This window comes from Acinetobacter sp. CAU_H_S170_2, assembly GCF_058890445.1.
In genome coordinates this window covers 2,671,559-2,696,722 of the sequence record NZ_JBZYAE010000001.1, presented here as the reverse complement: position 1 = coordinate 2,696,722, position 25,164 = coordinate 2,671,559, and the positions used below count along the sequence as shown (strand labels likewise).

The 25,164-nt window shown below is 42.9% G+C and carries 23 protein-coding genes; 12 read left to right on the top strand and 11 right to left on the bottom strand.

Going from position 1 to position 25,164, the window contains the following annotated elements; genetic code table 11:
* Positions 1-40: 40 nt before the first annotated feature.
* Together AC5EUN_RS13235 and AC5EUN_RS13230 are read left to right on the top strand one after the other, a co-directional pair.
* Positions 41-1,483 carry an amino acid permease gene (locus AC5EUN_RS13235; RefSeq protein ID WP_010325996.1) on the top strand — a complete coding sequence of 481 codons (1,443 nt, stop codon included), beginning with the start codon at positions 41-43 and terminating at the stop codon, positions 1,481-1,483.
* 187 nt (positions 1,484-1,670) lie between these two features.
* Positions 1,671-2,777: an acyltransferase family protein gene (locus tag AC5EUN_RS13230; RefSeq protein WP_010325997.1), complete on the top strand. Its 1,107-nt coding sequence runs from the start codon at positions 1,671-1,673 to the stop codon at positions 2,775-2,777.
* Positions 2,778-2,858: 81 nt separating this feature from the next.
* On the opposite strand, the gene AC5EUN_RS13225 is transcribed toward AC5EUN_RS13230, so the two are convergent.
* Entirely contained in the window at positions 2,859-3,311 is a 453-nt protein-coding gene (locus AC5EUN_RS13225; RefSeq protein ID WP_010325998.1) for a CopD family protein, read from the bottom strand.
* 23 nt (positions 3,312-3,334) lie between these two features.
* Positions 3,335-4,564, bottom strand: a complete 1,230-nt coding sequence (locus tag AC5EUN_RS13220; RefSeq protein ID WP_010325999.1) for a beta-ketoacyl synthase N-terminal-like domain-containing protein — start codon at positions 4,562-4,564, stop codon at positions 3,335-3,337.
* A gap of 278 nt (positions 4,565-4,842) precedes the next feature.
* Here AC5EUN_RS13220 and AC5EUN_RS13215 point away from each other — a divergent pair, with 278 nt between their 5' ends.
* The 7 genes from AC5EUN_RS13215 (at position 4,843) to rimI (ending at position 12,767) form a co-directional block, all read left to right on the top strand.
* Positions 4,843-6,300, top strand: a complete 1,458-nt coding sequence (locus tag AC5EUN_RS13215) for an EcsC family protein (protein ID WP_010326000.1) — start codon at positions 4,843-4,845, stop codon at positions 6,298-6,300.
* A 154-nt stretch (positions 6,301-6,454) separates the two neighbouring features.
* Positions 6,455-6,829, top strand: coding sequence for a 30S ribosomal protein S12 (rpsL, locus tag AC5EUN_RS13210; protein ID WP_002050319.1), 375 nt, complete (start codon positions 6,455-6,457; stop codon positions 6,827-6,829).
* A gap of 177 nt (positions 6,830-7,006) precedes the next feature.
* Entirely contained in the window at positions 7,007-7,477 is a 471-nt protein-coding gene (gene rpsG / locus AC5EUN_RS13205; RefSeq protein WP_004694929.1) for a 30S ribosomal protein S7, read from the top strand.
* Positions 7,478-7,607: 130 nt separating this feature from the next.
* The gene (gene fusA / locus AC5EUN_RS13200) at positions 7,608-9,743 is read left to right on the top strand and encodes an elongation factor G (protein WP_010326001.1); all 2,136 of its coding nucleotides are present in this window, start codon (positions 7,608-7,610) and stop codon (positions 9,741-9,743) included.
* Positions 9,744-9,836: 93 nt separating this feature from the next.
* Positions 9,837-11,027, top strand: a complete 1,191-nt coding sequence (gene tuf, locus AC5EUN_RS13195) for an elongation factor Tu (protein ID WP_010325730.1) — start codon at positions 9,837-9,839, stop codon at positions 11,025-11,027.
* A 294-nt stretch (positions 11,028-11,321) separates the two neighbouring features.
* The gene (locus tag AC5EUN_RS13190; protein WP_010326002.1) at positions 11,322-12,203 is read left to right on the top strand and encodes a metal-dependent hydrolase; all 882 of its coding nucleotides are present in this window, start codon (positions 11,322-11,324) and stop codon (positions 12,201-12,203) included.
* 105 nt (positions 12,204-12,308) lie between these two features.
* On the top strand, positions 12,309-12,767 hold the full coding sequence (gene rimI / locus AC5EUN_RS13185; RefSeq protein WP_010326003.1) for a ribosomal protein S18-alanine N-acetyltransferase: 459 nt from the start codon (positions 12,309-12,311) through the stop codon (positions 12,765-12,767).
* 29 nt (positions 12,768-12,796) lie between these two features.
* On the opposite strand, the gene AC5EUN_RS13180 is transcribed toward rimI, so the two are convergent.
* The 3 genes from AC5EUN_RS13180 to trxB form a co-directional block, all read right to left on the bottom strand.
* Positions 12,797-13,612, bottom strand: coding sequence for an arginyltransferase (locus AC5EUN_RS13180; protein ID WP_010326004.1), 816 nt, complete (start codon positions 13,610-13,612; stop codon positions 12,797-12,799).
* Positions 13,613-13,633: 21 nt separating this feature from the next.
* Complete coding sequence (gene aat / locus AC5EUN_RS13175; protein ID WP_010326005.1) at positions 13,634-14,365, bottom strand: leucyl/phenylalanyl-tRNA--protein transferase; 732 nt, start codon at positions 14,363-14,365, stop codon at positions 13,634-13,636.
* A gap of 86 nt (positions 14,366-14,451) precedes the next feature.
* On the bottom strand, positions 14,452-15,405 hold the full coding sequence (gene trxB, locus AC5EUN_RS13170; RefSeq protein ID WP_004694912.1) for a thioredoxin-disulfide reductase: 954 nt from the start codon (positions 15,403-15,405) through the stop codon (positions 14,452-14,454).
* A 295-nt stretch (positions 15,406-15,700) separates the two neighbouring features.
* Between trxB and AC5EUN_RS13165 the strand changes: the two genes are divergently transcribed.
* Both AC5EUN_RS13165 and AC5EUN_RS13160 read left to right on the top strand, forming a co-directional pair.
* A complete protein-coding gene (locus AC5EUN_RS13165; RefSeq protein ID WP_010326006.1) occupies positions 15,701-18,796 on the top strand; it encodes a DNA translocase FtsK in 3,096 nt (1,031 codons plus the stop codon).
* Positions 18,797-18,853: 57 nt separating this feature from the next.
* Positions 18,854-19,759, top strand: coding sequence for an AEC family transporter (locus AC5EUN_RS13160; RefSeq protein WP_010326007.1), 906 nt, complete (start codon positions 18,854-18,856; stop codon positions 19,757-19,759).
* A gap of 56 nt (positions 19,760-19,815) precedes the next feature.
* On the opposite strand, the gene AC5EUN_RS13155 is transcribed toward AC5EUN_RS13160, so the two are convergent.
* The 6 genes from AC5EUN_RS13155 to yihG all read right to left on the bottom strand — a co-directional run bounded on the left by AC5EUN_RS13155 (position 19,816) and on the right by yihG (position 24,229).
* Positions 19,816-20,103: a PA4642 family protein gene (locus tag AC5EUN_RS13155; RefSeq protein ID WP_004694907.1), complete on the bottom strand. Its 288-nt coding sequence runs from the start codon at positions 20,101-20,103 to the stop codon at positions 19,816-19,818.
* Between the two features lie 121 nt (positions 20,104-20,224).
* Positions 20,225-20,497, bottom strand: a complete 273-nt coding sequence (gene minE, locus AC5EUN_RS13150) for a cell division topological specificity factor MinE (protein ID WP_004694905.1) — start codon at positions 20,495-20,497, stop codon at positions 20,225-20,227.
* Positions 20,498-20,499: 2 nt separating this feature from the next.
* Positions 20,500-21,312, bottom strand: a complete 813-nt coding sequence (gene minD / locus AC5EUN_RS13145) for a septum site-determining protein MinD (protein ID WP_010326008.1) — start codon at positions 21,310-21,312, stop codon at positions 20,500-20,502.
* 69 nt (positions 21,313-21,381) lie between these two features.
* On the bottom strand, positions 21,382-22,113 hold the full coding sequence (gene minC / locus AC5EUN_RS13140; protein ID WP_010326009.1) for a septum site-determining protein MinC: 732 nt from the start codon (positions 22,111-22,113) through the stop codon (positions 21,382-21,384).
* A 123-nt stretch (positions 22,114-22,236) separates the two neighbouring features.
* The gene (locus AC5EUN_RS13135; RefSeq protein ID WP_493352375.1) at positions 22,237-23,286 is read right to left on the bottom strand and encodes a preprotein translocase subunit SecA; all 1,050 of its coding nucleotides are present in this window, start codon (positions 23,284-23,286) and stop codon (positions 22,237-22,239) included.
* Positions 23,287-23,296: 10 nt separating this feature from the next.
* Positions 23,297-24,229, bottom strand: a complete 933-nt coding sequence (gene yihG / locus AC5EUN_RS13130; RefSeq protein ID WP_287167036.1) for a 1-acylglycerol-3-phosphate O-acyltransferase, YihG family — start codon at positions 24,227-24,229, stop codon at positions 23,297-23,299.
* 256 nt (positions 24,230-24,485) lie between these two features.
* Here yihG and AC5EUN_RS13125 point away from each other — a divergent pair, with 256 nt between their 5' ends.
* Positions 24,486-25,136, top strand: coding sequence for a YiaD family glycine zipper/OmpA-like lipoprotein (locus tag AC5EUN_RS13125; RefSeq protein WP_287167035.1), 651 nt, complete (start codon positions 24,486-24,488; stop codon positions 25,134-25,136).
* The last annotated feature ends 28 nt before the right edge of the window (positions 25,137-25,164 follow it).

Below are 25,164 nucleotides of genomic sequence, written 5' to 3'. Positions count from 1 at the left end.
GGTTTATACGCAAAAAAGGACTTTAACAGGATGTTAAATTATGACGACTACCCCACAAGCTGACGGTGCAAATGCATCATCGCATGAATTACAACGGAAATTATCCAACCGCCACCTGCAATTGATTGCCATTGGTGGCGCGATTGGTACGGGCCTGTTCATGGGTTCGGGCAAAACCATCTCTCTCGCTGGTCCTTCTATTCTGATCATTTATATGATTATCGGGACCATGTTCTTCTTCCTGATGCGTGCATTGGGCGAAATTTTATTGTCAAATTTGCACTATAAGTCGTTTATCGATATGGCTCATGATCTGATTGGGCCGGGTGCGGGTTACTATATCGGTTGGTCCTATTGGCTCGGTTGGGTGTTGGTTGGTATTGCGGACTTGGCAGCCATTATTAACTATCTTGGCTTTTGGCTCCCGCCAGACATGGCCTTTACTCCCATGGGGCAGGCTTTAATCAGTGTTGGCTGTGTGCTGTTTGTCCTTGGGTTAAATTTACTGACTGTGAAACTCTTTGGTGAAATTGAATTTTGGTTTGCTTTAATCAAAATTTTAGCCATTTTAGGGTTGATCTTGATTGGTGGCTTTATGGTGTTTAGTCATTTCCAAGCACCGGGCGGTTCAGTTGCAAGCTTCAGTCATGTTTGGTCACATGGTGGTATGTTCCCTCAAGGTGGCAGTGGCTTTTTAGCAGGCTTCCAAATTGCACTCTTTGCCTTTGTCGGTGTAGAGCTGATTGGAACCATGGCTGCTGAAACCAAAGACCCTGAAAAGAACTTACCGAAAGCAGTGAATGCGATTCCAACCCGTATCATTTTGTTCTATGTCTTGTCGCTGTTTGTAGTGATGTCGGTGACGCCGTGGAATCAAATTCCTGCGGATCAAAGTCCGTTCGTTTCACTATTTTTACATGCAGGTATCCCAACTTCTGCCATCATTATGAACTTGGTGGTGCTGTCTTCAGTGATGTCTTCAATGAATAGTGGTGTGTTCTCTACATCACGTATGCTGTTTGGTTTGGCAAGAGAAGGGCAAGCACCACAGAGCCTAGCACGTCTGTCAAAACGTGCGGTACCAGCGAAAGGTTTATTCTTCTCATGTGCTTTTATCATGGCAGGTGCGGCGCTACAGTACTTTGTACCGAACACGGTTGAAGCCTTTACATTAGCCAGCTCATTGTGTGTGATTCTGTTCATCAGTATTTGGAGCATTATTATGGTGTGCTATATCCGCTACCGTAAATTGCGTCCTGAGCTCCATGCAAAATCGACCTTTAAGATGCCGGGCGGTGTTTGGATGTCTTATGTGGTCTTAATCTTTTTGTTCTTTACGTTGATTATTTTGAGTTTAGAGGCGGATACCCTTCGCGCATTGATGATCAGTCCATTATGGGTGATTATTTTAGCCGTGACGTATCAACTGCTGTACAAACCACGTATGAAAAAACGTCTGTTAGGGCAGCAATTGGACAACTAAGTAACATTTATTCTGTACAAGTGATGTTTGAAAGAAAGCCCTGCATAAGTAGGGCTTTCTTTTTGCTTGAGCTGAATCAATGGATTCTAATTCAGTGTTAGATCATTGTATGATTTTATATACAAAAGCTGTCTAAATCAGGTGATTTCACTTTTAATGAGGCACTTTAAAATTTTAATAATGATTTATGCGTAATTATAAAATAGACATTCTGCGTGGCGTGTCCATCCTTTTGGTGCTGATTCACCATTTCAATATCCCTTATAAATTACACGATACCTTTCTCGGCATCCCCATTGGGGGCGAGAGCTTAAGTACCTTGATTGCAAGAAATGGCAACTATGGGGTGACCATGTTTTTTGTCATTTCAGGTTTTTTGATTACCCAGCATACCTTACAGCGTAGTGGGTCTTTGGCGCAGATTAAGCTGAAAGATTTTTATATCCGTCGTATTGCCCGCATCATACCGTGTCTAGTGTTATTGGTTGCGATGGTCAGTGTGCTCGGAAGTTTAGGGTTGCAACCCTTTCTCAATCAGTCGCCCAATGGCGTAGAGGTGTCCTATGCTGTGACTGTTCTTTCAGCGTTGAGCTTCTGGATGAATCTATTAATTATTAAATACGGCTGGGTGAACTATGCCTTGGGCGTATTGTGGTCTTTATCGGTTGAAGAGGTCTTCTATTTAGCATTTCCTGTCCTGTGTTTAGCACTGGGTCGAGGCAAAGGCTTTATTGTTTTTCTGCTCGCTGTCATCGCGTATGCACCATATTTTCGTGCCCTCCATTTTGGTGAGGAAAGTGGTGCTTATTTGTATCACTATTTTTCTAGTTTCGATGGAATTGCCATTGGCTGCCTCACCGCAATTTATACGCAGCATTTCAAAGGTGCCATTTACAATCAAAAAATGATTGTTGCAGTAACAGCGTTTCTGATGACCGCTTTATATTTTTATGCACCCATCAAAGAGGTGAGTACATGGGGTATCAGCGTATTTGCGTTACTTACGGCGTTACTCATATTTTGCTTTTCTCAAGAGCCGAAAGTTAAACCTGCCTCATACACGGCACGGAGTTTGGTTTGGATTGGGCAGCGTAGCTATGAAATGTATTTGTTTCACTTAATTGTTCTCGGCTTAATGAAAGTGGTGTATTTCCCAAAAGACACTTTAGCGGCTGAAAAGTTGATGTTGTTGCCTGTTTATTTTATCGCGGTGTTTATTTTGAGTTGGGCGATTGAGAAATATTATTCGACCCCACTCAATTTAAAAATTCGTCAATCTTGGATACGTTCGTAATACTGATCTTGAACTGTGCTGTTGATTTTGTACAGACATTAAAAAGCCCCGAATCAATCGGGGCTTTTTAAGTGTGGGATTTTAAAATGTCGGTTTCACCACGACTAAAATCACCACAGCAAATAAAATGAGGGTCGGCATTTCATTAAAGAAGCGCCAAAATTTGTGTGACTTGTAGTGCGCATGACCAATCAATTTCTTACGGTAATAGCCGCAAACAAAGTGGTAAATCACCAACAGTCCAACCAAGCCGACTTTGAGGTAGAACCACAGGGCTTCATGGTAGTGGCGCGTTGCATCACCCCATTCGACCAAGAAATGTGCCGTGATCAGTGTTGCAATCATCGACGGCCACATAATGCCACGGTACAACTTACGTTCCATGACCTCGAAACGTTGATGACTGACGGCATCATCACTCATGGCATGGTAAACATAGAGCCGTGGTAAGTAGAACAATGCAGCGAACCAACACACCACGGCAATAATATGTAATGCTTTTACCCACAAGAAAGCATCAGAAGGAGCATCCATCAAGTCACCCTAAAATGGGCGGCTTAGCCTTCCCACTTTTTGAAAATGAGACATGCATTTACGCCGCCAAAACCGAAACTGTTACTCATCACAGTATTCAATTTTGCGTCACGTTTTTCAAGCACGATATCAAATGGTTTTGCGCCTTCATCCAGTTCAGTCACGTTGATGTTTGGTGCAATAAAGTTATTTTGCATCATTAGGACTGAGTAGATCGCTTCTTGTACACCAGCAGCACCCAAGCTATGACCTGTCATTGACTTGGTTGAGCTCAGTGGAGGAACTTGACCTTCGCCAAATGCACGTTCCATTGCTTTTAATTCAGTGATATCACCAGCGGGCGTCGACGTACCATGCGTATTCACATAGTCAATTTTGTCTACGCCGTGTTGTTTTGCTTCTTCAAGTGCCATTAGTACACAACGTGTCGCACCTTCACCCGATGGCGCAACCATGTCTGCACCGTCAGAGTTTGCCGCATAGCCTACAACTTCAGCCAAAATGTTGGCACCACGTGCTTGCGCATGTTCTAAAGACTCAAGCACTACAAAACCGCCACCGCCAGCAATCACGAAACCGTCACGGTCAGCAGAGTAAGGACGAGACGCTGTTTCTGGTGTGTCATTGTATTTTGAGCACAGTGCACCCATCGCATCAAACAACAAGCTTTGAGACCAGTGATCTTCTTCACCGCCACCTGCAAGCATTAAGTCTTGTTTGCCGAGTTGAATCAGATTGTAGGCATAACCAATGGCATCCGCAGACGTTGCGCATGCGCTGGTAATGGTGTGTGCAACACCTTGCATTTTAAAAGCAACACCAACGTTTGCTGTAATTGTGTTCGACATATTACGTGGCACGAAGAACGGACCAACTTTACGTGCGCCTTTGGTGTCTAACAATTCTTTCATTTCAACTACAGATGCAGTTGAACCACCACCTGAACCGCCCGCGATACCATAGCGTGGGTTGCCACCAATTTGCTCTGCTGTTAAGCCTGCATTTTCAACTGCAGCAACCGCAGCATTATATGCATACATGGCACAAACACCCATAAAGCGTTTCAGCTTACGGTCGATACCATCAAAGTCTTGTTCAGCAGCAGCACTGATATGACTTTTAAAATTGAGTTCAGCATAGGTTGGGTTAAAACGTGTCCCAGAAATCCCGTTTTGTAATGCATGAGTAACTTCTTCCAAAGTATTACCGATACATGAGTTGATACCCATGCCAGTGATTACTACACGTTTCATTTAAAGATCCCTTATATGGTGGTTTTGCAGAGTTACGCTTAAAGATGAATCAACAATTTATTTCTAAGCCAATTGCAACTCTTATGTTTTCAATGCAGATCATAATAGCAGAAAGAATTTTTAATTCTTATGGCAAATCCTATGCCAATTTGACTTGTCTTAAAATCGGGAGCAGGGCATTTCAACTTTACTAAAAGACACATATTCTTATTGAGATAAATGCGTACTACACCTAGTATTTAGCTAGAAATGAAAGATTATAAAGTACGGGGTACGGAATGGCGGATTCAAACAATAAACAGCGCAGTGGTTTCTTTTCAAATGCCTTCGGAGTGGCTAAAAAGCTCAGCCATACAGGTTTAAACATATTAAACCAAGTGAGCCCAGATACGGCTTCAGCACTGACCAATGCTACAACTGGTGATAGTGCGAGTACAAAAACAAAATCGAAAAATAAGCGTTATGAACATCCGCAGCAAGTCTTAAGAGACCATCTGCCGACAGTATCACGTCATTTATTAGGACGTCATTATGTCAACGCAAATCGAGTCGCGCATTTTGTGTCGCCACAACTTTCCGATAAAGCCGCAGATTATTTTTTTAGCCAGCTCAATCAATTTAGCTCGAGTATGAGCTCGGTCGATGCCGTTTTAGATGAAGCGGGTGTGCGTGATTTAGAAATGTTGACCCAAGATGTCGACCGTTCAAAACGGATTAGTCAGGCACTGTCCGAACAAAATAAAATTATTGCTATCTTGCAAGGCGCACTGACTGGAGCAACGGGCTTTGTGGGTTCAACCGTAGATGTACCCGCTTCCTTGGTGATGTCGTTACGTATGATCTACCAAGTGGGGCGTTCTTATGGTTTTGACTTAACTAAAGAATCCGATCAAGACATCGTCCAGTTTATTTTTAAACAGATTGATCTTGGGCTGATTGCGGAAAAACAAACTTTGTTGATGGCGATAAAAGCCATTTCAAGTACCTTGCAAACGCATGATGTCTCTCAGTTACAACAGCTTTTAGGTTCAAGCAATGACATTGAAGCCTTAAAGAAATGGTTGACCAATGCCGATGGTCAGCTGAAATGGGGGCAGTCGATTGCTAACCTATCACTACTGAATAAGCTGGCAAAACTCACACCAATTGCCAGTGCAGGGGTGAGTGCAGCTTATAGTTGGCGCCTTGTTGATGATGTACACCAAAAAGCACAACTGGTTTTTTCACAAGCCCGTCAATATATCATTCAACAAAAAGATACCAGCCTGAGTGCTTTAACAGCATATGAACGCTCACTTGAGCTTTTGGTGAAAGCCTCACCACGACTGCTGTCACAGCGCAGTACATCAGACACCGATAGCTCAGATTTGAAGCTTGGGGCTGAAGTAGAGTTAAATGGTCATCAAAGTATTGCTAAAGTAAAAGTTCAGAAAAAGTCCGACAAAGTCACAGCGCCTGTCGCAACCGAAGAACGTGTTCAACAAGGGCTGGAACAGCTCGCAGATCAAATGGTTGAACCCCATGATGCTGTCGCACCGCAGCAACCAGCCCTACACGTGGAAGAAGATCTTGCAGATTTATATCCAGTGGATGAGGCTGAGGAGGCTACACAGAATAATAATGAGTCTTTAGCACCAAATGAACCTAATACTGCTTCAAAAGTCACAGCAAAATCTGCGGTAGAGCCGACGGAAAAAAAGGTTACAAAAAGACGAAATGTACCAAGTAAAAAATAAACCCTTTAAAATAGATAGAAATTTGTAAAAGCCCTGATTTGGTCAACATTACATGTAGTTTGAAATGTTGACCATTTTTACGTCTTAGCTTACAATTGCATGCCCTCAAAAAGTCGTCTTTTTTTGGGTTTTTTATTAACGGGAGAATTGCCAAATGGCAACAACAAATCAGTTGATCCGTAAGGGTCGTACGACTTTAGTTGAAAAATCTAAAGTTCCTGCGTTGAAGGCTTGTCCACAACGTCGTGGTGTTTGTACACGTGTTTACACAACTACACCTAAAAAACCTAACTCAGCAATGCGTAAAGTTTGCCGTGTGCGTTTAACTTCTGGCTTTGAAGTTTCTAGCTACATCGGTGGTGAAGGCCACAACCTACAAGAGCACAGTGTTGTTCTTATCCGTGGTGGTCGTGTTAAAGACTTACCAGGTGTACGTTACCATACCGTTCGTGGTTCTTTAGACTGTGCTGGTGTGAAAGATCGTAACCAGTCTCGTTCTAAATACGGTACTAAACGTCCTAAGAAATAATCTTTCGAGATTAACTTCTTAGTTCGCTAGAACTGCAATCCTTTATCGTCTCGCTTGTCTGATTTCTGCATTAATTTTGTGAAATTCAAGCGACGTGTAGTAAGGCCAGCGAAAGCACATGACACTTTGTGCTACGGCTGGATTAACCTGAAGTGTCATATATATAGGTAGTTTAAAATGCCAAGACGTCGCGTAGTTGCTGCTCGTGAAATCCTTCCGGATCCTAAGTTCAGCAGCCAAACAATCGCTAAATTCATGAACCACGTAATGCAAGATGGTAAAAAATCTATTGCTGAAAGTATCGTTTACGGTGCTTTAGACCGCGTTCAAGAAAAAAACAAAGTAGACCCAGTTGAATTTTTCGAGACTACTCTTGAAAAAGTTCGTCCTATGGTTGAAGTAAAAGCACGCCGTGTTGGTGGTGCTACTTATCAAGTACCTATGGAAGTACGCCCATCCCGTCGTACTGCTCTAGCTATGCGTTGGTTAGTAGATGCTGCTGCTAAGCGTTCTGAAAAAACTATGGCTTTACGTCTTGCTGGTGAGTTGCTTGATGCAGCTGAAGGTAAAGGCGCAGCGGTTAAAAAACGTGATGACGTGCATCGTATGGCTGAAGCCAACAAAGCATTCTCTCACTACCGCTTCTAAGCGACTAAAACAGCCCCTATTCAGGAGGGTGATAGCTTGGCTTACGCCAAACTGTCATCGAATCGCTTTAAGCTGTTCGTCAGCTTAAAGCGCCTGTTTTAAACAACAAAATTTAGGAATGCAAGAAATCATGGCTCGTCAAACCCCAATTTCTCGTTATCGTAACATTGGTATTTCTGCGCACATTGATGCTGGTAAAACCACGACTACAGAACGTATTTTGTTCTACACAGGTGTATCTCACAAAATTGGTGAAGTACACGATGGTGCAGCAACAATGGACTGGATGGAGCAAGAGCAAGAACGTGGTATTACCATTACTTCTGCTGCTACGACTACATTCTGGTCAGGTATGTCTAAACAGTTCCCTGAACACCGTATCAACGTAATTGATACACCGGGACACGTTGACTTCACAATTGAAGTTGAACGTTCTATGCGTGTTCTTGATGGTGCGTGTATGGTTTACTGTGCTGTAGGTGGTGTACAACCTCAGTCTGAAACTGTATGGCGTCAAGCGAACAAATACCAAGTGCCTCGTTTAGCATTCGTGAACAAGATGGACCGTACTGGTGCCAACTTCTTCCGTGTTGTTGAACAAATGAAGACACGTTTAGGTGCATCTCCAGTACCTGTAGTAATCCCTGTTGGCGCTGAAGAAAACTTCCAAGGCGTAATCGACTTGATCGAAATGAAAGCGATCATTTGGGACGAAGCTTCACAAGGTATGAAGTTTGAATACGGTGAAATCCCGGCTGAACTTCAAGCTACTGCTGAAGAATGGCGTGTAAACATGGTTGAAGCTGCTGCTGAAGCTTCTGAAGAGCTAATGGACAAATACCTAGAAGAAGGCGATCTTTCTAAAGAAGATATCGTTAATGGTCTACGTGTTCAAACTTTGGCTTGTCAAATTCAACCAATGCTTTGTGGTACAGCATTCAAAAACAAAGGTGTTCAACGTATGTTGGACGCAGTAATTGAATTCTTACCGTCGCCTACAGAAGTTAAAGCGATTGAAGGTGTTCTTGACGATAAAGCTGAAACTAAAGCGATTCGTGAAGCATCTGACGAAGCTCCGTTCTCTGCACTTGCGTTCAAAATCATGAACGACAAATTCGTAGGTAACTTAACTTTCGTACGTGTTTACTCTGGTGTTCTTAAACAAGGTGATTCTGTTTATAACCCAGTTAAATCTAAACGTGAACGTATCGGCCGTATCGTGCAAATGCACGCGAACGATCGTCAAGACGTTGAAGAAATTCGTGCGGGTGATATCGCTGCTTGTGTAGGTCTTAAAGACGTAACTACAGGTGATACACTTTGTGATGAGAAAAATGTCATCACACTTGAGCGTATGGAATTCCCAGAGCCAGTAATTGCATTGGCTGTTGAACCAAAAACTAAAGCTGACCAAGAAAAAATGTCAATTGCTTTAGGTCGTTTGGCTAAGGAAGATCCATCATTCCGCGTTCGTACTGATGAAGAGTCAGGTCAAACAATCATCGCTGGTATGGGTGAACTTCACCTTGACATCATTGTTGACCGTATGAAGCGTGAATTCGGTGTTGAAGCAAACATTGGTAAACCAATGGTTTCTTACCGTGAAACGATCAAAAAGTCAGTTGAACAAGAAGGTAAATTCGTTCGTCAAACTGGTGGTAAAGGTAAATTTGGTCACGTATACGTACGTTTAGAGCCAATGGATGCTGATGCTGGTAAAGACTACGAGTTCGCTGAAGAAGTTGTTGGTGGTGTAGTTCCTAAAGAATTCTTCGGTGCTGTGGATAAAGGTATCCAAGAGCGTATGAAGAATGGTGTCCTTGCTGGTTACCCAGTTGTTGGCATTAAAGCTACATTGTTTGACGGTTCTTACCACGATGTCGATTCGGACGAATTATCGTTCAAGATGGCAGGTTCTTACGCATTCCGTGACGGTTTCATGAAAGCAGATCCTATCTTGCTTGAACCGATCATGAAAGTTGAAGTAGAAACTCCAGAAGACTACATGGGCGATATCATGGGTGACTTAAACCGTCGTCGTGGTATGGTTCAAGGTATGGATGACTTGCCTGGCGGTACTAAAGCAATTAAAGCTGAAGTTCCACTTGCAGAGATGTTTGGTTACGCGACTCAAATGCGTTCTATGTCTCAAGGCCGTGCAACATACTCTATGGAATTTGCTAAATATGCTGAAACTCCACGTAACGTGGCTGAAGGCATCATTTCTAAATTCCAGTCTGGCGGTAAAAAAGGTGACGACGAGTAATCTTTCGATTACTATAAGCCCAAACTAATTCATAGTTAAAAACCAAGTGCTCATGCAGTGATCCTGCATGAGTAGTTTAAAAAGGAAGATCTCATGGCTAAGGCTAAGTTTGAACGTAATAAGCCACACGTTAACGTGGGCACAATCGGTCACGTTGACCATGGTAAAACAACTTTAACAGCTGCAATTGCAACTGTATGTGCGAAGAAATTCGGTGGCGAAGCGAAAGACTACGCTGCAATTGACTCTGCACCAGAAGAAAAAGCACGTGGTATTACAATTAATACTTCACACGTAGAATACGATTCTCCAACTCGTCACTACGCACACGTAGACTGCCCGGGCCACGCCGATTATGTTAAAAACATGATTACTGGTGCTGCTCAGATGGACGGCGCGATCCTTGTATGTGCAGCGACTGATGGTCCAATGCCACAGACTCGTGAACACATCCTTCTTTCTCGTCAGGTTGGTGTACCTTACATTCTTGTATTCCTTAACAAGTGTGACCTTGTTGATGATGAAGAACTTCTTGAATTAGTAGAAATGGAAGTTCGTGAACTTCTTTCTACTTATGACTTCCCAGGTGATGACACTCCAGTTATCCGTGGTTCAGCTCTTCTTGCACTTAACGGTGACGCTGGTCAGTATGGCGAAGAAGCAGTTGTTGCGCTTGTTGACGCGCTTGACACTTACATTCCAGAGCCAGTACGTGCAATCGACCAAGCATTCTTAATGCCAATCGAAGACGTATTCTCTATTTCTGGTCGTGGTACAGTAGTAACTGGCCGTGTAGAAACTGGTATTGTGAAAGTAGGCGAAGAAGTTGAAATCGTTGGTATCAAAGATACAGTTAAAACAACTGTAACTGGCGTAGAAATGTTCCGTAAACTTCTAGACGAAGGCCGTGCGGGCGAGAACTGTGGTGTTCTTCTACGTGGTACTAAGCGTGAAGACGTACAACGTGGTCAAGTACTTGCTAAACCAGGTGCAATCAAGCCGCACACTAAATTCGATGCAGAAGTATACGTACTTTCTAAAGAAGAAGGTGGTCGTCACACTCCATTCCTTAATGGTTACCGTCCACAGTTCTACTTCCGTACAACTGACGTAACTGGCGCGATCAAATTACAAGATGGCGTTGAAATGGTTATGCCTGGTGACAACGTAGAAATGTCAGTAGAATTAATCCACCCAATCGCAATGGACCCAGGTCTACGTTTTGCGATCCGTGAAGGTGGTCGTACAGTTGGTGCTGGTGTAGTTGCTAAAGTAACTGCATAATCATCTGATTGTGTGAAAAAAAGCGCTCCTTTGGGGCGCTTTTTTTATTTATTCATCTTAGCAAGTAAGTGATTATTTTAAGGTAAGCATACAGCATGCTTTAGTGTTCATCCTAAAAATAGCGTAGAACTTTACGCACACTAAATTGTCTAACAATCTGTCCTCAAAACTGTCCTAAACTGATATTTTGCTGACCCTAACTGCACTTATGGGCTGAGCCCAATCACGTAAGATAAAAAGACGAAAACAACTATAAGTAATGGATGTCTTCAGGATATTCATAGGAGCAGAAAGATGAATGCAAAGGTAAAAATCACCAACCGTGCGGGCGCGAGTTTCCCTGTACGTCGGATGAACTTTGAGTTTGAAAGCGTACCTGAATATTGGATGAATGGTTCAGCTGGACTGACCCATTTTATGACTGCGCTTTCGGCACTCTTTCCAGCAGGTGAAATGTTTTTTATCGACAGTGTTCGTGCCGTTAGACAGCATCCCTCAATCAAAGATAATGCCGAACTACAAAAAGAGATTTCAGCCTTTATTGGTCAAGAAGCGATGCATACGCAAGAACATGAAGGTTTTAATGCTTCGGCACAAAAGTATGGGCACGATGTTGCAACACTTGATCGCTATACGGATCGTGCAATTCAAACCACGCGTAAAGTGTTTGCTTATCTCGGCAAGCCTGTGGGTATTACTCAAGAGATGGTGGATTTAACGGCAACCACCGCGCTGGAACATTTTACTGCAACCATTGCCTCTCAGTTGTTGGTCAATAACCACATTCAAGAGCTGATGCGCGATGAAACCATGAAAACCATGTGGTTATGGCATGCCATTGAAGAAAATGAGCACAAAGCTGTGGCTTATGATGTGTTTGAAGTAGTTTTTGGAAAGGGAATCAAATCCTATCTACTACGAACGGGATCGCTGGTTGCAGCCATGAGCATTTTATTCTGCGTTCAGTCGTATTTTGTATTTCGTTTATTACAGCAAGATAAACAACTGAACAGGGCAGCGTTGAAGGATATTTATACCTATGCATATAGTCCATCGAAAGGAATTATTACAGGGATGGCACGTGAAATGATCATGTACTTTAAACCGGGTTTTCATCCTAATCATCACGACACCGATGCGTTACTTGAGAAGTGGAAGCTAAAATTAAGGTTTTAAGCAGTTTTGGCTCTTTGAGCGATGTAAATCGCTCTTTTTTTTTGTTCGGTTTTTAGCACAAATTTTTTATACTGTGACCTCCACATTTTAGAAAGATAAACGAAGATGATTCGTTTAATGCAAGCTGCGGACTTAAGCCAAGTTGCGCAGATTGAAAATTTAGTTCAAACCCATCCTTGGAGCCTACAACAGTTCCAAGAGTCCATGCAGTCTTATCACAGCACCGTGATTGAACAGGCAGGGCAGGTCGTAGGGTTTTGTATCCTTCAGCCTGTTCTTGATGAGGCTAATTTATTGTTGATGGCCATTCATCCAAGCCAGCAAGGCAAAGGGTTGGGTTACCAGCTATTGGATGCATCACTGGCACAACTCAAAAACAACCCAATACAAGTGTTCTTAGAAGTCCGTGAGAGCAATCAAGCAGCGATTGCCTTGTATGAAAAGTCCGGTTTTCATCAAATTGATTTGCGTAAAAATTATTATCCTAAATCAGATGGTGGCCGTGAGCATGCTATTATTATGGTGAAATCGTGTAGTGATGACTTTTCCGAGTTATTTAAATAAGAGAAAAGTCGAGCTTCTGTATAACGCCATTATTTAATAATGGCGTTATTCCACCCCGAAGGTAGGGTGGTCATTAAGGAGTTTCCCAGTTGCTGTACTTCCTCGCTGCTCAGACTATGATTGAGTCTGCGCCACTGACCATCAATCAACAATTCTAGCGGTAAATACTGCGATTTATAGTTCATTTTTTCTGAGTGCGGCACCCAATAGCCCAAATACACAAACTGTAAAGCGCGTGCTTTGGCGAGCTCGATTTGTTTTAAAATGGCGAAAGTCCCTAGTGAACGTTTGTTTTCATCGGGATCAAAAAACGTATAAACCGCAGATAAACCATCATCTAGAGGATCGCAGGTCGAAACACAGATGAGCTGGTCTTCTTTCCACAGTTCTAAGAAAAAGCTCTCAGTACAGCTATGCACGAGGAATTTATCAAATTGATCACGGCTAGGCGGGAACATGTCTCCATCGGCATGGCGTTTAAAAATATAACGCTCATATAAGTCATAATGTTTTTGGGTGGCGTCTGCAGTGCGGGTAATTTTTAAAGTGAGATCTTGATTGCGTTTCCATGCTTTTTTTTGACTGCTGTTCATTTTAAATTCGCGCACAGGTACGCGGCTAGATAGGCACTGTCGACATAGATGACACTCTGGGCGGTAGACAAAATCACCACTCCGGCGAAAACCCACCCTAGAAAGTTCAGACAGCGTGACGACATCCATACGATGTGCTGGATCGAGAAATACCATCCGAGCTGACTTTTTTTCTAGATAGCTACAGTCATGCGGTGGCGTGATGTAATACTGTAAATCATTCAGTAGGGACTTCGGGTGATACGAATTCATGATAAATCCCTCTATTATTCTTTATTCAGTCAGTCGCGCATTTTGCGCTATTGTTTTACTTGAAAATACACCGTCCTGATACATTTTCCAATCGATAGCGGGTTGATTTACAACATCTTGTAACGATTTTAAGTAGGTTTGCCGAGAAAGTGTACAAGCACCAAGGCTTAACAGATGATCATTGACCAATTGGCAGTCGATCCAAGGCAGCTTATTTTCACGTCCAATCAACATCAGCGTATAAAATGCCATTTTTGAGACATCCGTTTCGGTACTGAACATGGACTCCCCAAAACAGCCGTGTCCAATGCTGACGCCGTATAGTCCACCAACCAAGCGTGTTTGATCCCATACTTCAACACTATAGCCATAACCTGCATCAAACATTGCACAGTAGCCATCAATAATGTCTTCGCTGATCCACGTGTCATCAGCATAGCTGCGAGGTAGTGAGCAGGCACGGATCACTCGTTCAAAAGCCTGATTGATGGTGATGCGATAATCTTGCTTTTTCATACTCCGAATGAGAGTTTTACTGGGCTGATAATCCTGCGGACGGATGATGCAACGTGGCTCGGGGCACCACCAGCAGATGGGCTCGCCTGTTGAGAACCATGGAAACAAACCATGGCTGTAGGCTTCAAACAGGGTAGAAGGGGAGAGGTCTGCACCGATACAAATTAAGCCTTCACCCTCGGGGTCAACTTCAAGCGGATCGGGAAAGATATACTCAGAAGGCGGTAACTGCTGCATAGTGGTGTGTATACATGATAAAAAATGACTTTAAGATCATACATAAAAAAACCGCCTATGGAAGGCGGTCTTTTTCAAGGCTTAGATTATTCGCCTAAAGCATCCAAATACTTTTCTGCATCTAGCGCAGCCATACAGCCAGAACCTGCTGAAGTGATCGCTTGGCGATAAACGCTATCAGCAATGTCACCTGCTGCGAATACACCAGCGACAGAAGCAGCTGTGGCATTACCAGATGTACCGCTTTGAACTTGGATATAGCCATCACGTAAGTTCAGTTGACCATCAAACATTGCGCTGTTTGGTTTGTGGCCAATTGCAACAAACAAACCTTGAACATCAATATCTTGTGTAGATTCGTCTTGAGTTGATTTTAAGCGAACGGCGGTTACACCCGTGTTGTCACCTAAAACTTCATCCACTTGGTGATTCCAAATGATGCTGATCTTGCCTTCTTTTTCTTTCTCAAATAAATGATCTTGAAGAATCTTTTCAGAACGCAATGAATCACGACGGTGAACCAAAGTCACATGCGATGCAATGTTAGACAAATATAGTGCTTCTTCAACGGCAGTATTACCGCCACCCACAACCATGACTTTTTGGTTTTTGTAGAAGAAACCATCACAGGTTGCACATGCGCTTACGCCTTGGCCCATAAAAGCAGCTTCAGACTCAAGACCTAAGTACTGAGCGGTCGCACCTGTGGCAATAATCAGTGCATCACAAGTGAACTCATCCATGTCACCTTTGAGTACAAATGGACGTACAGAAAGGTCGACTTCATTGATATGATCGTAGATGATTTCAGTACCAAAACGTTCTGCATGCGCTTGCATACGTTCCATTAGTGCAGGACCTGTTAAGCCTTCAGGGTCACCCGGCCAGTTATCAACTTCAGTCGTTGTCGTTAGCTGACCACCGAGTTGGATACCCGCAATCAATGTAGGCTTTAAGTTGGCACGCGCAGCATATACCGCAGCGCTGTAACCCGCAGGGCCTGAACCGAGAATAATCAAACGTGAGTGACGAGCGCTCATACGTAGAATCCTTTTTTTATTTAGAAATTTGTGGAATTATACGTGAAACTCTATAACAGTTGTGTGAGTTCAATGTCGATATTATTGATCAATCAAATCGATTTGAGCTATATAGAAGAAATATGCGGTGTAGAGCGGGGAAAAGTGGAAAAATCATCTGCTCGCTATACATAAAGCATTTAAGAATAGTGCATCTTTTTATAAAGAAGAGGTGCATAATATGACGTTTATTGTGAAACTTTTGCTTTAGGTTTCGAACAAAAACATTAATGAAGAATTTGTTACAGGACAGTATATGACTGAGGTGTCGGGTGCTTATGCACAGCGCTTATTAATGACATTATTTTTAGTCTCGTTTGGCATTTATTTGTTCCTTGCTACCGTGACCTATACCCCATTTGATCCGGGCTGGATGCATATATCAAGTGATACCTTGCAAGTCTCGAATGCCAGTGGCGTTGCTGGGGCGTGGATTGCTGACTTACTGTTCGGTTTTTTAGGCTGGGCAAGTCTACTTATTCCTGTGTTTTTGTTCATTGAAGCCATTCAAGTCTGGTGGCCGCATAGTTTTTTAAACCGTCCATTTCGTTATGCTGCACAATTCTTTATTTTGCTTGCAACCGCTAGCTTACTGTTCTTGTTTTGGAAAGTTCCAGCGGACACATTAGACAATGCCTCTGGCGGCATTATTGGTTATGAACTGGGACAAAGTTTGTCGCAGATTTTAACCATTTACGGTGCAACCTTATTTTTGGTCGTGTTTACCGTGGTCTTATTGACCTTGGCTTTCGGTATCAAATGGAACCGTACTTTCGCGACCCTCAAAGCAACTCCTGCGTATTTACAAGATTTATTTTACCGTAACGTACCTGAAAGCGAGTCTGCCTTTGATCGTACGACGCCAAGCGTCAAAAAAGAAGTGATTGCAACGGCACCGAAAAAGAGTGTTGAAGCAACGGAATTGGTCGAGGCGCCAGTAGCCGTGCAAGAGGCATCAGTTAAAGCACCTCAGCGCGACTATTCAGCAGAGCATTTGTTTAATGACATGGTGGCCAAAGAGCAACGTGTTCAAGAACAACAGGTGGATGTGGATGATGAAGTAGAGCTTGAGCGGACTATAGAAAAAGCGCACCAATTAGAACAAGACAGTCAACGCGTGGTGGCGACAGGGGAAGTGTGGCGTGCATTAAACTCAGGTGAAGATCAACGTCATAAAAATGATATTGATGCTTTACTTCGTGCTGCCGAAGAAGATCGCCCATTTAGCCCAGAACAACACTTTCAAGCAGTGGTGCAAGATCATACAGCGGCAATTGCTGATCCTCATTATTTCCAAGACGATGCTCCTGCACAGAAGAAAAATGTTGATTGGGATGATGATGAAATCTTTGACGAGCTGCTTGCTGCCGTACCCAATGGCAAAACAGCAACGGATGTTCACAGCCCCTTCAATACGCCTGAACCGGTGTCTCATTTACATGTGGTTGAAGATCCAATTGCGGTAGCCGAGGTTGCAACCTTAAGTGCTGCTGCAAGTCCCGTTGCATTACAACCAGCGCCGAGTGGAATTGCAAAAGCACAGCTTGATGAATTGGATGATTTAGACGAATTCCTTGCTGAAGATTGGTCGGAGCAGAAAGTTGCTGCTTCAGATGTGCGGACCAGCAGTAGCTATGCGCAGTCATCAGCTTTTGTACAAGCACCCATTCAGCATCATAATACAGTGAGCACAAGTGCTACAGTGGCTGTAGCCAAAGAAGTTTTGTCCAAAGAAGCGTTTATTGAAGCATGGCAGGACACCGCTGGAAAACCGCAAGACGAAGAAGAGTTTGACTTTGATGCGCCTTTGACTGATGCATCAGGCCGTCCAATGTCTTTGTCCATGCAAGTAGCAGAGCGTCGTCGTGATTTATCACCACTGCCAGGGTTGGATTTGCTGGATGAAGTTGACCTCAATAAAAAAGTCAATTTCACTGCTGAACAGTTGGCGCGTTTATCTGAATTGCTTGAAATTAAACTACAAGAGTTTAATGTCAAAGCCAAAGTGGTCGAAGCGCAGCCAGGGCCCGTAGTAACTCGTTTTGAGTTGGATTTAGCACCGGGCGTGAAAGCCTCTAAAGTGACCAATATTTCCCGAGATCTGGCACGTTCCATGTCCATGGCATCTGTACGTGTGGTCGAAGTTATTCCGGGTAAACCGTATATCGGGATTGAAGTGCCGAATAGCACACGTGAAATGGTGCGTTTAATCGAGTTGTTGACCATTCCTGCTTTTACCGATCCGAATAGCATTCTTTCGATGGCAATGGGCAAAGATATTTCAGGTAATCCTGTCATTGCTGACTTAGGTAAAGCGCCGCATATGCTGGTTGCAGGCACCACAGGTTCAGGTAAGTCGGTGGCAGTAAACTCGATGATTTTATCGATGTTGTTGAAATATACGCCGAATGAGTTACGTTTAATTTTGATTGACCCGAAACAGTTAGAGCTCGCTAACTATAACGATATTCCACATTTGCTCACACCAGTGGTCACGGACATGAAAGATGCAGTCAGTGCCTTGAACTGGTGTGTGAATGAAATGGAACGTCGCTATAAGCTAATGTCTTTCTTAAAAATTCGTAAGCTGGCGGACTATAACCGTAAAGTGGAAGAAGCGATTGCCAATGGTGAAGAGCTGATTGACCCGACTTGGAAAGCCAGTGATTCGGTTGCAGGTGAGCGTGCACCACGTTTGACCCCATTACCATCGATTGTGATTGTGGCGGATGAGTTTGCCGATATGATTATGCAGGTCGGTAAGAAAGCTGAAGAAATGATTACGCGTTTGGCACAAAAGTCACGTGCCGCAGGCATTCATTTGTTACTTGCAACGCAGCGTCCATCGGTCGATGTAATTACGGGTCTGATTAAAGCCAACATTCCAACACGTGTGGCTTTACGTGTGAACTCGAAAATTGACTCACGCACGATTTTGGATGCTGGTGGGGCGGAAGACTTACTGGGTCATGGTGATATGTTGTTCTTAGGGCCGGGTAAAATTGAACCTGAACGTGTACATGGTGCCTTTATTGCCGATGATGAAGTCAACCGCATCTGCGATGCTTGGCGTGAACGGGGTTCGCCAAACTATGTTGATGAAATCTTAACGCCATTTGATGAAGAGCCAAGTTCTCGTGGCTTTGAAGATGGTGATGGCGATCCAAACCGTGATGCACTTTATGACCAGTGCGTATCCTTTGTATTGGAAACACGCAAGGTTTCTGTGTCCTCGCTACAACGTAAGTTTAGTTTAGGCTATAACCGTGCCGCGCGGATTGTCGACCAAATGGAAGAAAACGGGATCGTGAGTGCGCAAGGTGCGAACGGTAAGCGAGAAATTTTAGTTTAAAAAGAAAGCCTGCGGATTGCAGGCTTTTTCTTAATCATTCAGTTTAGGCATCCAGTCATGCAAATTATTGATGCATTAATTCCATTGGTGGTACTCATTGCCATGGGGTATGTATTAAAGCGGTATCGCTTTTTAACGGTAGAATTTTGGCAAGGCGCTGAAAGACTGAATTATTGGATTTTGTTTCCTGTTTTGCTGTTCAGTAGTCTAGCCACCGTTCATTTTAATGTAGGGCAAGTCTTGCCAGCGCTTGCTGTGGTCTTTAGTGTGACCTTGCTGATGAGTGTGGTGCTGTGGGTATTAAAAGCGCTGTATGGTACGCCTGTGGCGCAATTTGGCGTCTATTTACAGAGTCATATTCGTTTTAATACTTATATTGGTTTGACCAGTATGGCTTTGATTTTTGGTGCTGCGGGGATGCAAGTCTTTGCCATGATTATTGCTTTTGTCATTCCTTTGGTAAATGTACTGTCCGTACTTGGTTTTTCTCAAGGGCAGGGACTGTCTTATAAAAATATTGCGTGGTCGGTTGCGAAAAATCCGCTGATTCTGGCCTGTCTGGTCGGGATTCTTTTTAATTTTTCAGGTATGCATTTGCCTGAGAGCATCAGCCAATCTTTAAAGCTAGTAGCAGGGATGAGCCTTCCGCTTGGGCTCTTGTGTGTGGGCGCAGCACTCCAGTTTAATGCGTTAAAATATGCTGGCCGAGCGCTAATTCTAAATACCTTTGGGCGTTTAATCTTGGTACCTATTTTAGCCTATGTAGGCTGTCTTTTATTTGGTTTAGCAACATTTGAAACCATGATTGTGGTGGTATTCTTCTCGCTCCCAACAGCCTCAGCAGCCTATGTCCTAACCAAATATTTTCAAGGGGATAGTCAACTCATGGCGGCAATCATTAGTTTGCAAACTTTGTGTTTCGGTTTGACTTTTCCACTTTGGATGTGGTTTTTACAGACATAAAAAATGCCAGTTCTACCGTACTGAGCTGGCATTTTAAAATTGCTGTTTTTGAAGAGTTAGGCAAATTTAGCCAAGACTTCTAAAAACGGTGCTGCCTGACGTGGGTAAGCGGCAATGACGTCATGAATGCGCTGACCTTCTGGATTAGTTGCGTTAATATCGCGACCATCCGTTTTAAATTGGGTGAGTAGACGCTCATAATCACTTGGGCGCATGTGTTTAAATGCATGGTACAACACATGAAAATCGCCATTCACACCTTCAGGAGGAAGCTGAGTTAAGTAGGCAAATACACGCTCATCTGACCATTCTTCATTGAACGTTGCTGGCTGAGATAATGCCATAGCAATCTCCTTGCTGGTTTAATCATTAAAAAAGGCAAAATATGGGAGACAAAGAAAATACTTTCTTGTGTCTGCGCATATTCTGCCTTGATTCAATTTGCTTGACTAATCAAAAATCAGATTAACGTTCTTCAGGCAAATTGATATTCATTTCAAGCATTTCAATATTCGCTTCAGAACGGACAGCCATTTGAATGTGCTGTTCATCTACACCGCGAACATAGCGATTCACCACTTGCATGATTTCTTTCTTCATTTGGTCGATTTTGTCTTGGCTAAGACGTTTACCTAAACCACTTTCAGACGCTACGATGACTTTCAAACGATCTTTTGCTGTTTGAGCACTAGACGGTTTTTCATCATTACTAAAAAGCTTACTCCAAAATCCTGCCATGTCTACGCTCCAAATAGTCGTGCTAACCAGCCTTTAGGCTTCACCGTAATATGACGGTAAGGACGTTCTTCACCTAAGAAACGTGCCACAAGGTCATCATAGGCTTGGCCTGCTGCTTCTTCAGTAAAGAGAATCACTGGTTTACCTTCGTTAGATGCTTGTAAAACACTCTTACACTCAGGAATCACTCCCAAAGTTGGCACACGTAAAATATCTTTAGAAATGTCGTCAATGGTTAACATTTCTTGTTTATCGGCACGTTCAGGGTTGAAGCGTGTGATACACAAGTGTTTACGAATACGACCTTCATTCATTTCAACTTTTTTGGTTTTGCTGTCGAGCATACCAATAATACGGTCAGAGTCACGTACAGATGAAATTTCAGGGTTGGTGACAATAATCGCTTCATCGGCATGGTACATTGCTAAAATTGCACCGCGTTCGATACCTGCAGGTGAGTCACAAATAATGTAGTCAAACTCTTGTGACAACTCATCCATGACACGTGCTACGCCTTCATCAGTTAAGGCATCTTTATCACGGGTTTGCGACGCAGGTAAAATATATAAATTCTCGATATCTTTATCGCGGATAAGCGCTTGTTGTAATCGAGCTTCGTTATTTAATACATTGACAAAATCATACACAACGCGGCGTTCACAACCCATGATCAAATCAAGGTTACGTAAACCTACGTCAAAATCGATCACAACAGTTTTGTGACCACGTAGGGCTAAACCTGTTGCAAAAGATGCGCTTGTCGTAGTTTTGCCTACGCCACCTTTGCCTGATGTTACGACAACAATTTTCGCCACCGAATCCACTCCTGTTATGGTTTAAATCCCCTTATTTATCATTTGGGGCTTTTGGTGTTTATTTATACATTAAAATTCAAGCGCTTCAAATACAAGCTCTTGTTGATCATTTAAGTAAATATGTGTTGGGCGTTTTAAATGCTGCGCTGGAATATCATCTGCAACACAATAGGTCCCTGCAATTGAAACCAATTCAGCTTCTAGAGCATGACAGAAGATACGTGCAGCGCTGTTTCCGCCCGCGCCGGCAATGACTCTACCACGAGCACTACCATAAATATGTATATTTCCTGAAGCAATCACTTCCGAGCCGCTGTTAATGCCTGCGGTAATAATGATATCGCCTTGATTTTGAACCAAGCACTGACCCGTACGTAAAATTTCGTCATGATATGAAGTTGCATGACGAATAACAGGTGCTGCCGCAACTGGCGCATTGGTAGAAACTGTCGTAGCAGGAGCTGGGGCTTCAACCACTTGCTCTTTGGTTGCTTTGACTTCTTGAAGTTGCGAACTAATACCATGACCTTGCGCAGGAATCACGGGGAATTGAATGGCACGGGCTTGTTCCGCCAAAATTCCTTCTTGTACTGCCATTGGCTGTACATCTAGATCCAGCAATAATTGAATCAAGGAAATTAACTCTTGCTCAACGCTACTTTCCAGAACAACTAACGCCCCAGCAGTCGATGCATTTTGTAATGTTTTACTTAATTGCTGTCGGATTGCATCATGATCATTGGTGTCAAGGGTAATGCGAATCGCATTGACCATTCTGCCAGTTATCCGGATATCAGCCATAATTTTTCCTTAAGACTTCTCAGATTTATTTTTTACTAAAGAAGTGATGTTGTAAATAGAGCAAATCCTAGAACAAAATGAAGGATTGCACTAGCTGCGTTTGTAATATTTTTACCTTAATGCTTATTCTTTGGCTTGATCATCTTTTTCAAGCTCTTCTAACCACTGTTTCACCTTAACTTGCTTGCGAATGGCATCCAAACTTTCATAGACCACAGACTCAACCAACTGTTCCAAAGACTGATTATCGATTTTTAAATCACTGACTTTTTCAGCTATCAAGCGATAGGTGGCATTGGGCTGTGCAGGATTTCCCACCACCATTGGTTCCAGTAAACCTTGTGTGATGTTTTCACCGAGTCGTTGTCCGATACTTTGAATTTGTTGCTCAATTCTTCCACCCACAATTGGAATCAAACGCAGTAATTGGGTGAGTTCAGGGGTATCTTCAATCGCACGATTGACAATTAGACCGACATTCTGAGCAATGAAATACTGACGCTGTTTCAATTCAGTGGCGAGAGATTCTTGTAAAATTTCAGCCAATGCTTGTGCAAATAAAGCCCGATGATGATCGACGAGGTCATGGATAATTTTTTTATGGGTCGAACTGGTATTTAATTCGTGCTTCACCCCATCCAAGACGGTAATCACGACGCGGTCAGAGAGTTCTTCCATCACTACGCGATAGTAAAATTTGCCCTTCGCTTGTACCGATGGAGGAATGACGTTATAGCCTAATTCATGCAGTCGAAAAGCAATCACCCCTGCACGAAATAATCTTAAAAAACGTAAATGAGGAATAATCGCTAAAATTTCGTACCAATGAATGAAGGGAAAGAAAAACCAGCGACGATGGTGTCGATACACGATCGCAATGCCCCAACGCACCAATAATTCAGTAATCAAGAACAGAATAAACCAAGCTTCTGTGGTGATGACCCACGGATGCAAATGCTCACGATAGAAGCTTAAGACACTTTCTAGGTGAATGGCATGGAAAAACCATCCACCGATATTGCTCATGATAAAAAAATTAGCACACAAACAAAACAAGTTAAAAATGATGAGAAACACCATAAAAATGTCATAGATCAAAAACAGTTTGAAATACAAACTTTGTGGATCAACCTGATGATATTTAGACTTTTTGACTTGGTTATTCTGCATCATGCATAGACCCTTACTGGGTTAAATTGGAGGTTGAGTATTTGGCTTTCATTTTTTCAATCAATTGGTCTTTTTCAGTCCAAAGTTGATCGACCCACTGTTGGAATTGTTCACGAAAGTGAGCATCGTCTTCATAGTTTCCAGCAAGCACCCATGCAGGAATATCAATTTTACGCAAATTAACCGCAATCCGTGGGACTTCCCCGAGCCAAAATTCGCTATAGCCAGGTGCGCCGTCGGGATAGACAATAGTCATATCTACTAAGGCATCAATGTCATTACCTAAAATACTTAAGCCTAAGGCCAAGCCACCCGCTTTCGGTTTAAGCAAATTTTGGTAAGGCGATTGCTGCTGTGCATGCTTCTCTTGCGTAAAACGCGTGCCTTCCAAATAGTTTAACAAGGTGAACGGTTGGCTGAGCAGTTGTTCACAAGACTTACGTGCCTCTTCCATATCGCGTGTTTTCAACGCAGGATTTTTCGCAATTTGTTCTTTACTATGCCGCTTCATCATCGGGAAGCCGAGAATTTTAAAAGCTTGGCCGACAAATGGAATAAAAATAAGTTCCCACTTGGTAAAGAAGCGGGTAAGGGGCATACGGGTTAAACCAAAATATTGGTTAACCGTGGTGTCGACCCAACTTTGGTGGTTACAGGTCATGAGATAACGACCTTGCATACTTAGCTCAAGACCATCATCGACAGAAATATCCCATTTCGTGCTGGGCAAGACATGATCGATTAAATAATTGTTCACAGCCAGCCAACTGTTAGTGATTTGAATATTCGTCTCATCCACCTTTTTAGATTTTTTAAACAGTTTGGTCAGGCCAAGCGCAAGCACTGGAGGGCCATGAAAAAAAGTACTGCCTGTAATGACTGAACCAACAGTTAAACCACGTGTGATTTTTTTTAATAAAGGTTGTTTTTGGTTTGGTGATGACATAAAAATAAACCCTAAAATATAATGCGTTTCGCAACTCGTTCTATTTCTAAAGCTCAATATAGTACGGGATGATCAAATAGAAAAGCACCAAGCATTAACTGTGTAGAAATTGTGACGAAGAAAGCCTTGAAAAGGAAATTTTTTATTACATATTGTAAATAAAGGCTTTATTATTAACAAAAAATCAATGGTCTAGATCATCGTTTTACGACAATATTCGTTCTATAAACAAAACACACAAAGAAGGAGGCATGCGATGCGTGCACTAGCAATTTCCGCAGTCGTTGGGGCAATGGTTCTTACAGGTTGTCAAAGCACTGGTAATAACATTGGCGGTGTAGAATACGATAAAGCTGCTCTAGGGACCTTAATTGGTGCTGCTGCAGGTTATGGTGTTTCTAAAGGAAACGCAAACACGAGCAGTCAAAACAACCGTGCTGCAGCGATTGGCGCAGTTGTCGGTGGTGCAACGGGTGTTTACCTTGACAACAAAGAGAAGAAACTTCGCCAACAAATGGCGGGGACTGGTGTAGAAGTTAACCGTAATCCAGATGGCTCTGTAGGCTTAATCATGCCGGGTAACATTACTTTTGATACCAACAAATCAAACATCAAGCCGAACTTCTATTCAACTTTAAACAAAGTTGCGCAAACCTTAACTGAAGATAACAAGAGCGGTATTCTTGTAACAGGTTATACAGATAGTACAGGTAATGATTCAATTAACATTCCTCTGTCTCAAGCGCGTGCGCAATCTGTAGCAAGCTACTTGGCATCTCAAGGTGTTTCTACAACACGTATTAATGCACAAGGTCAAGGTTCAGCAAACCCAATCGCGTCTAACGCGACTGCTGAAGGCCGTGAGCAAAACCGTCGTGTAGAAATCAGTATCTACGCAATTCAATAATTTTTATTGAAGACTGAAAAACCACCTT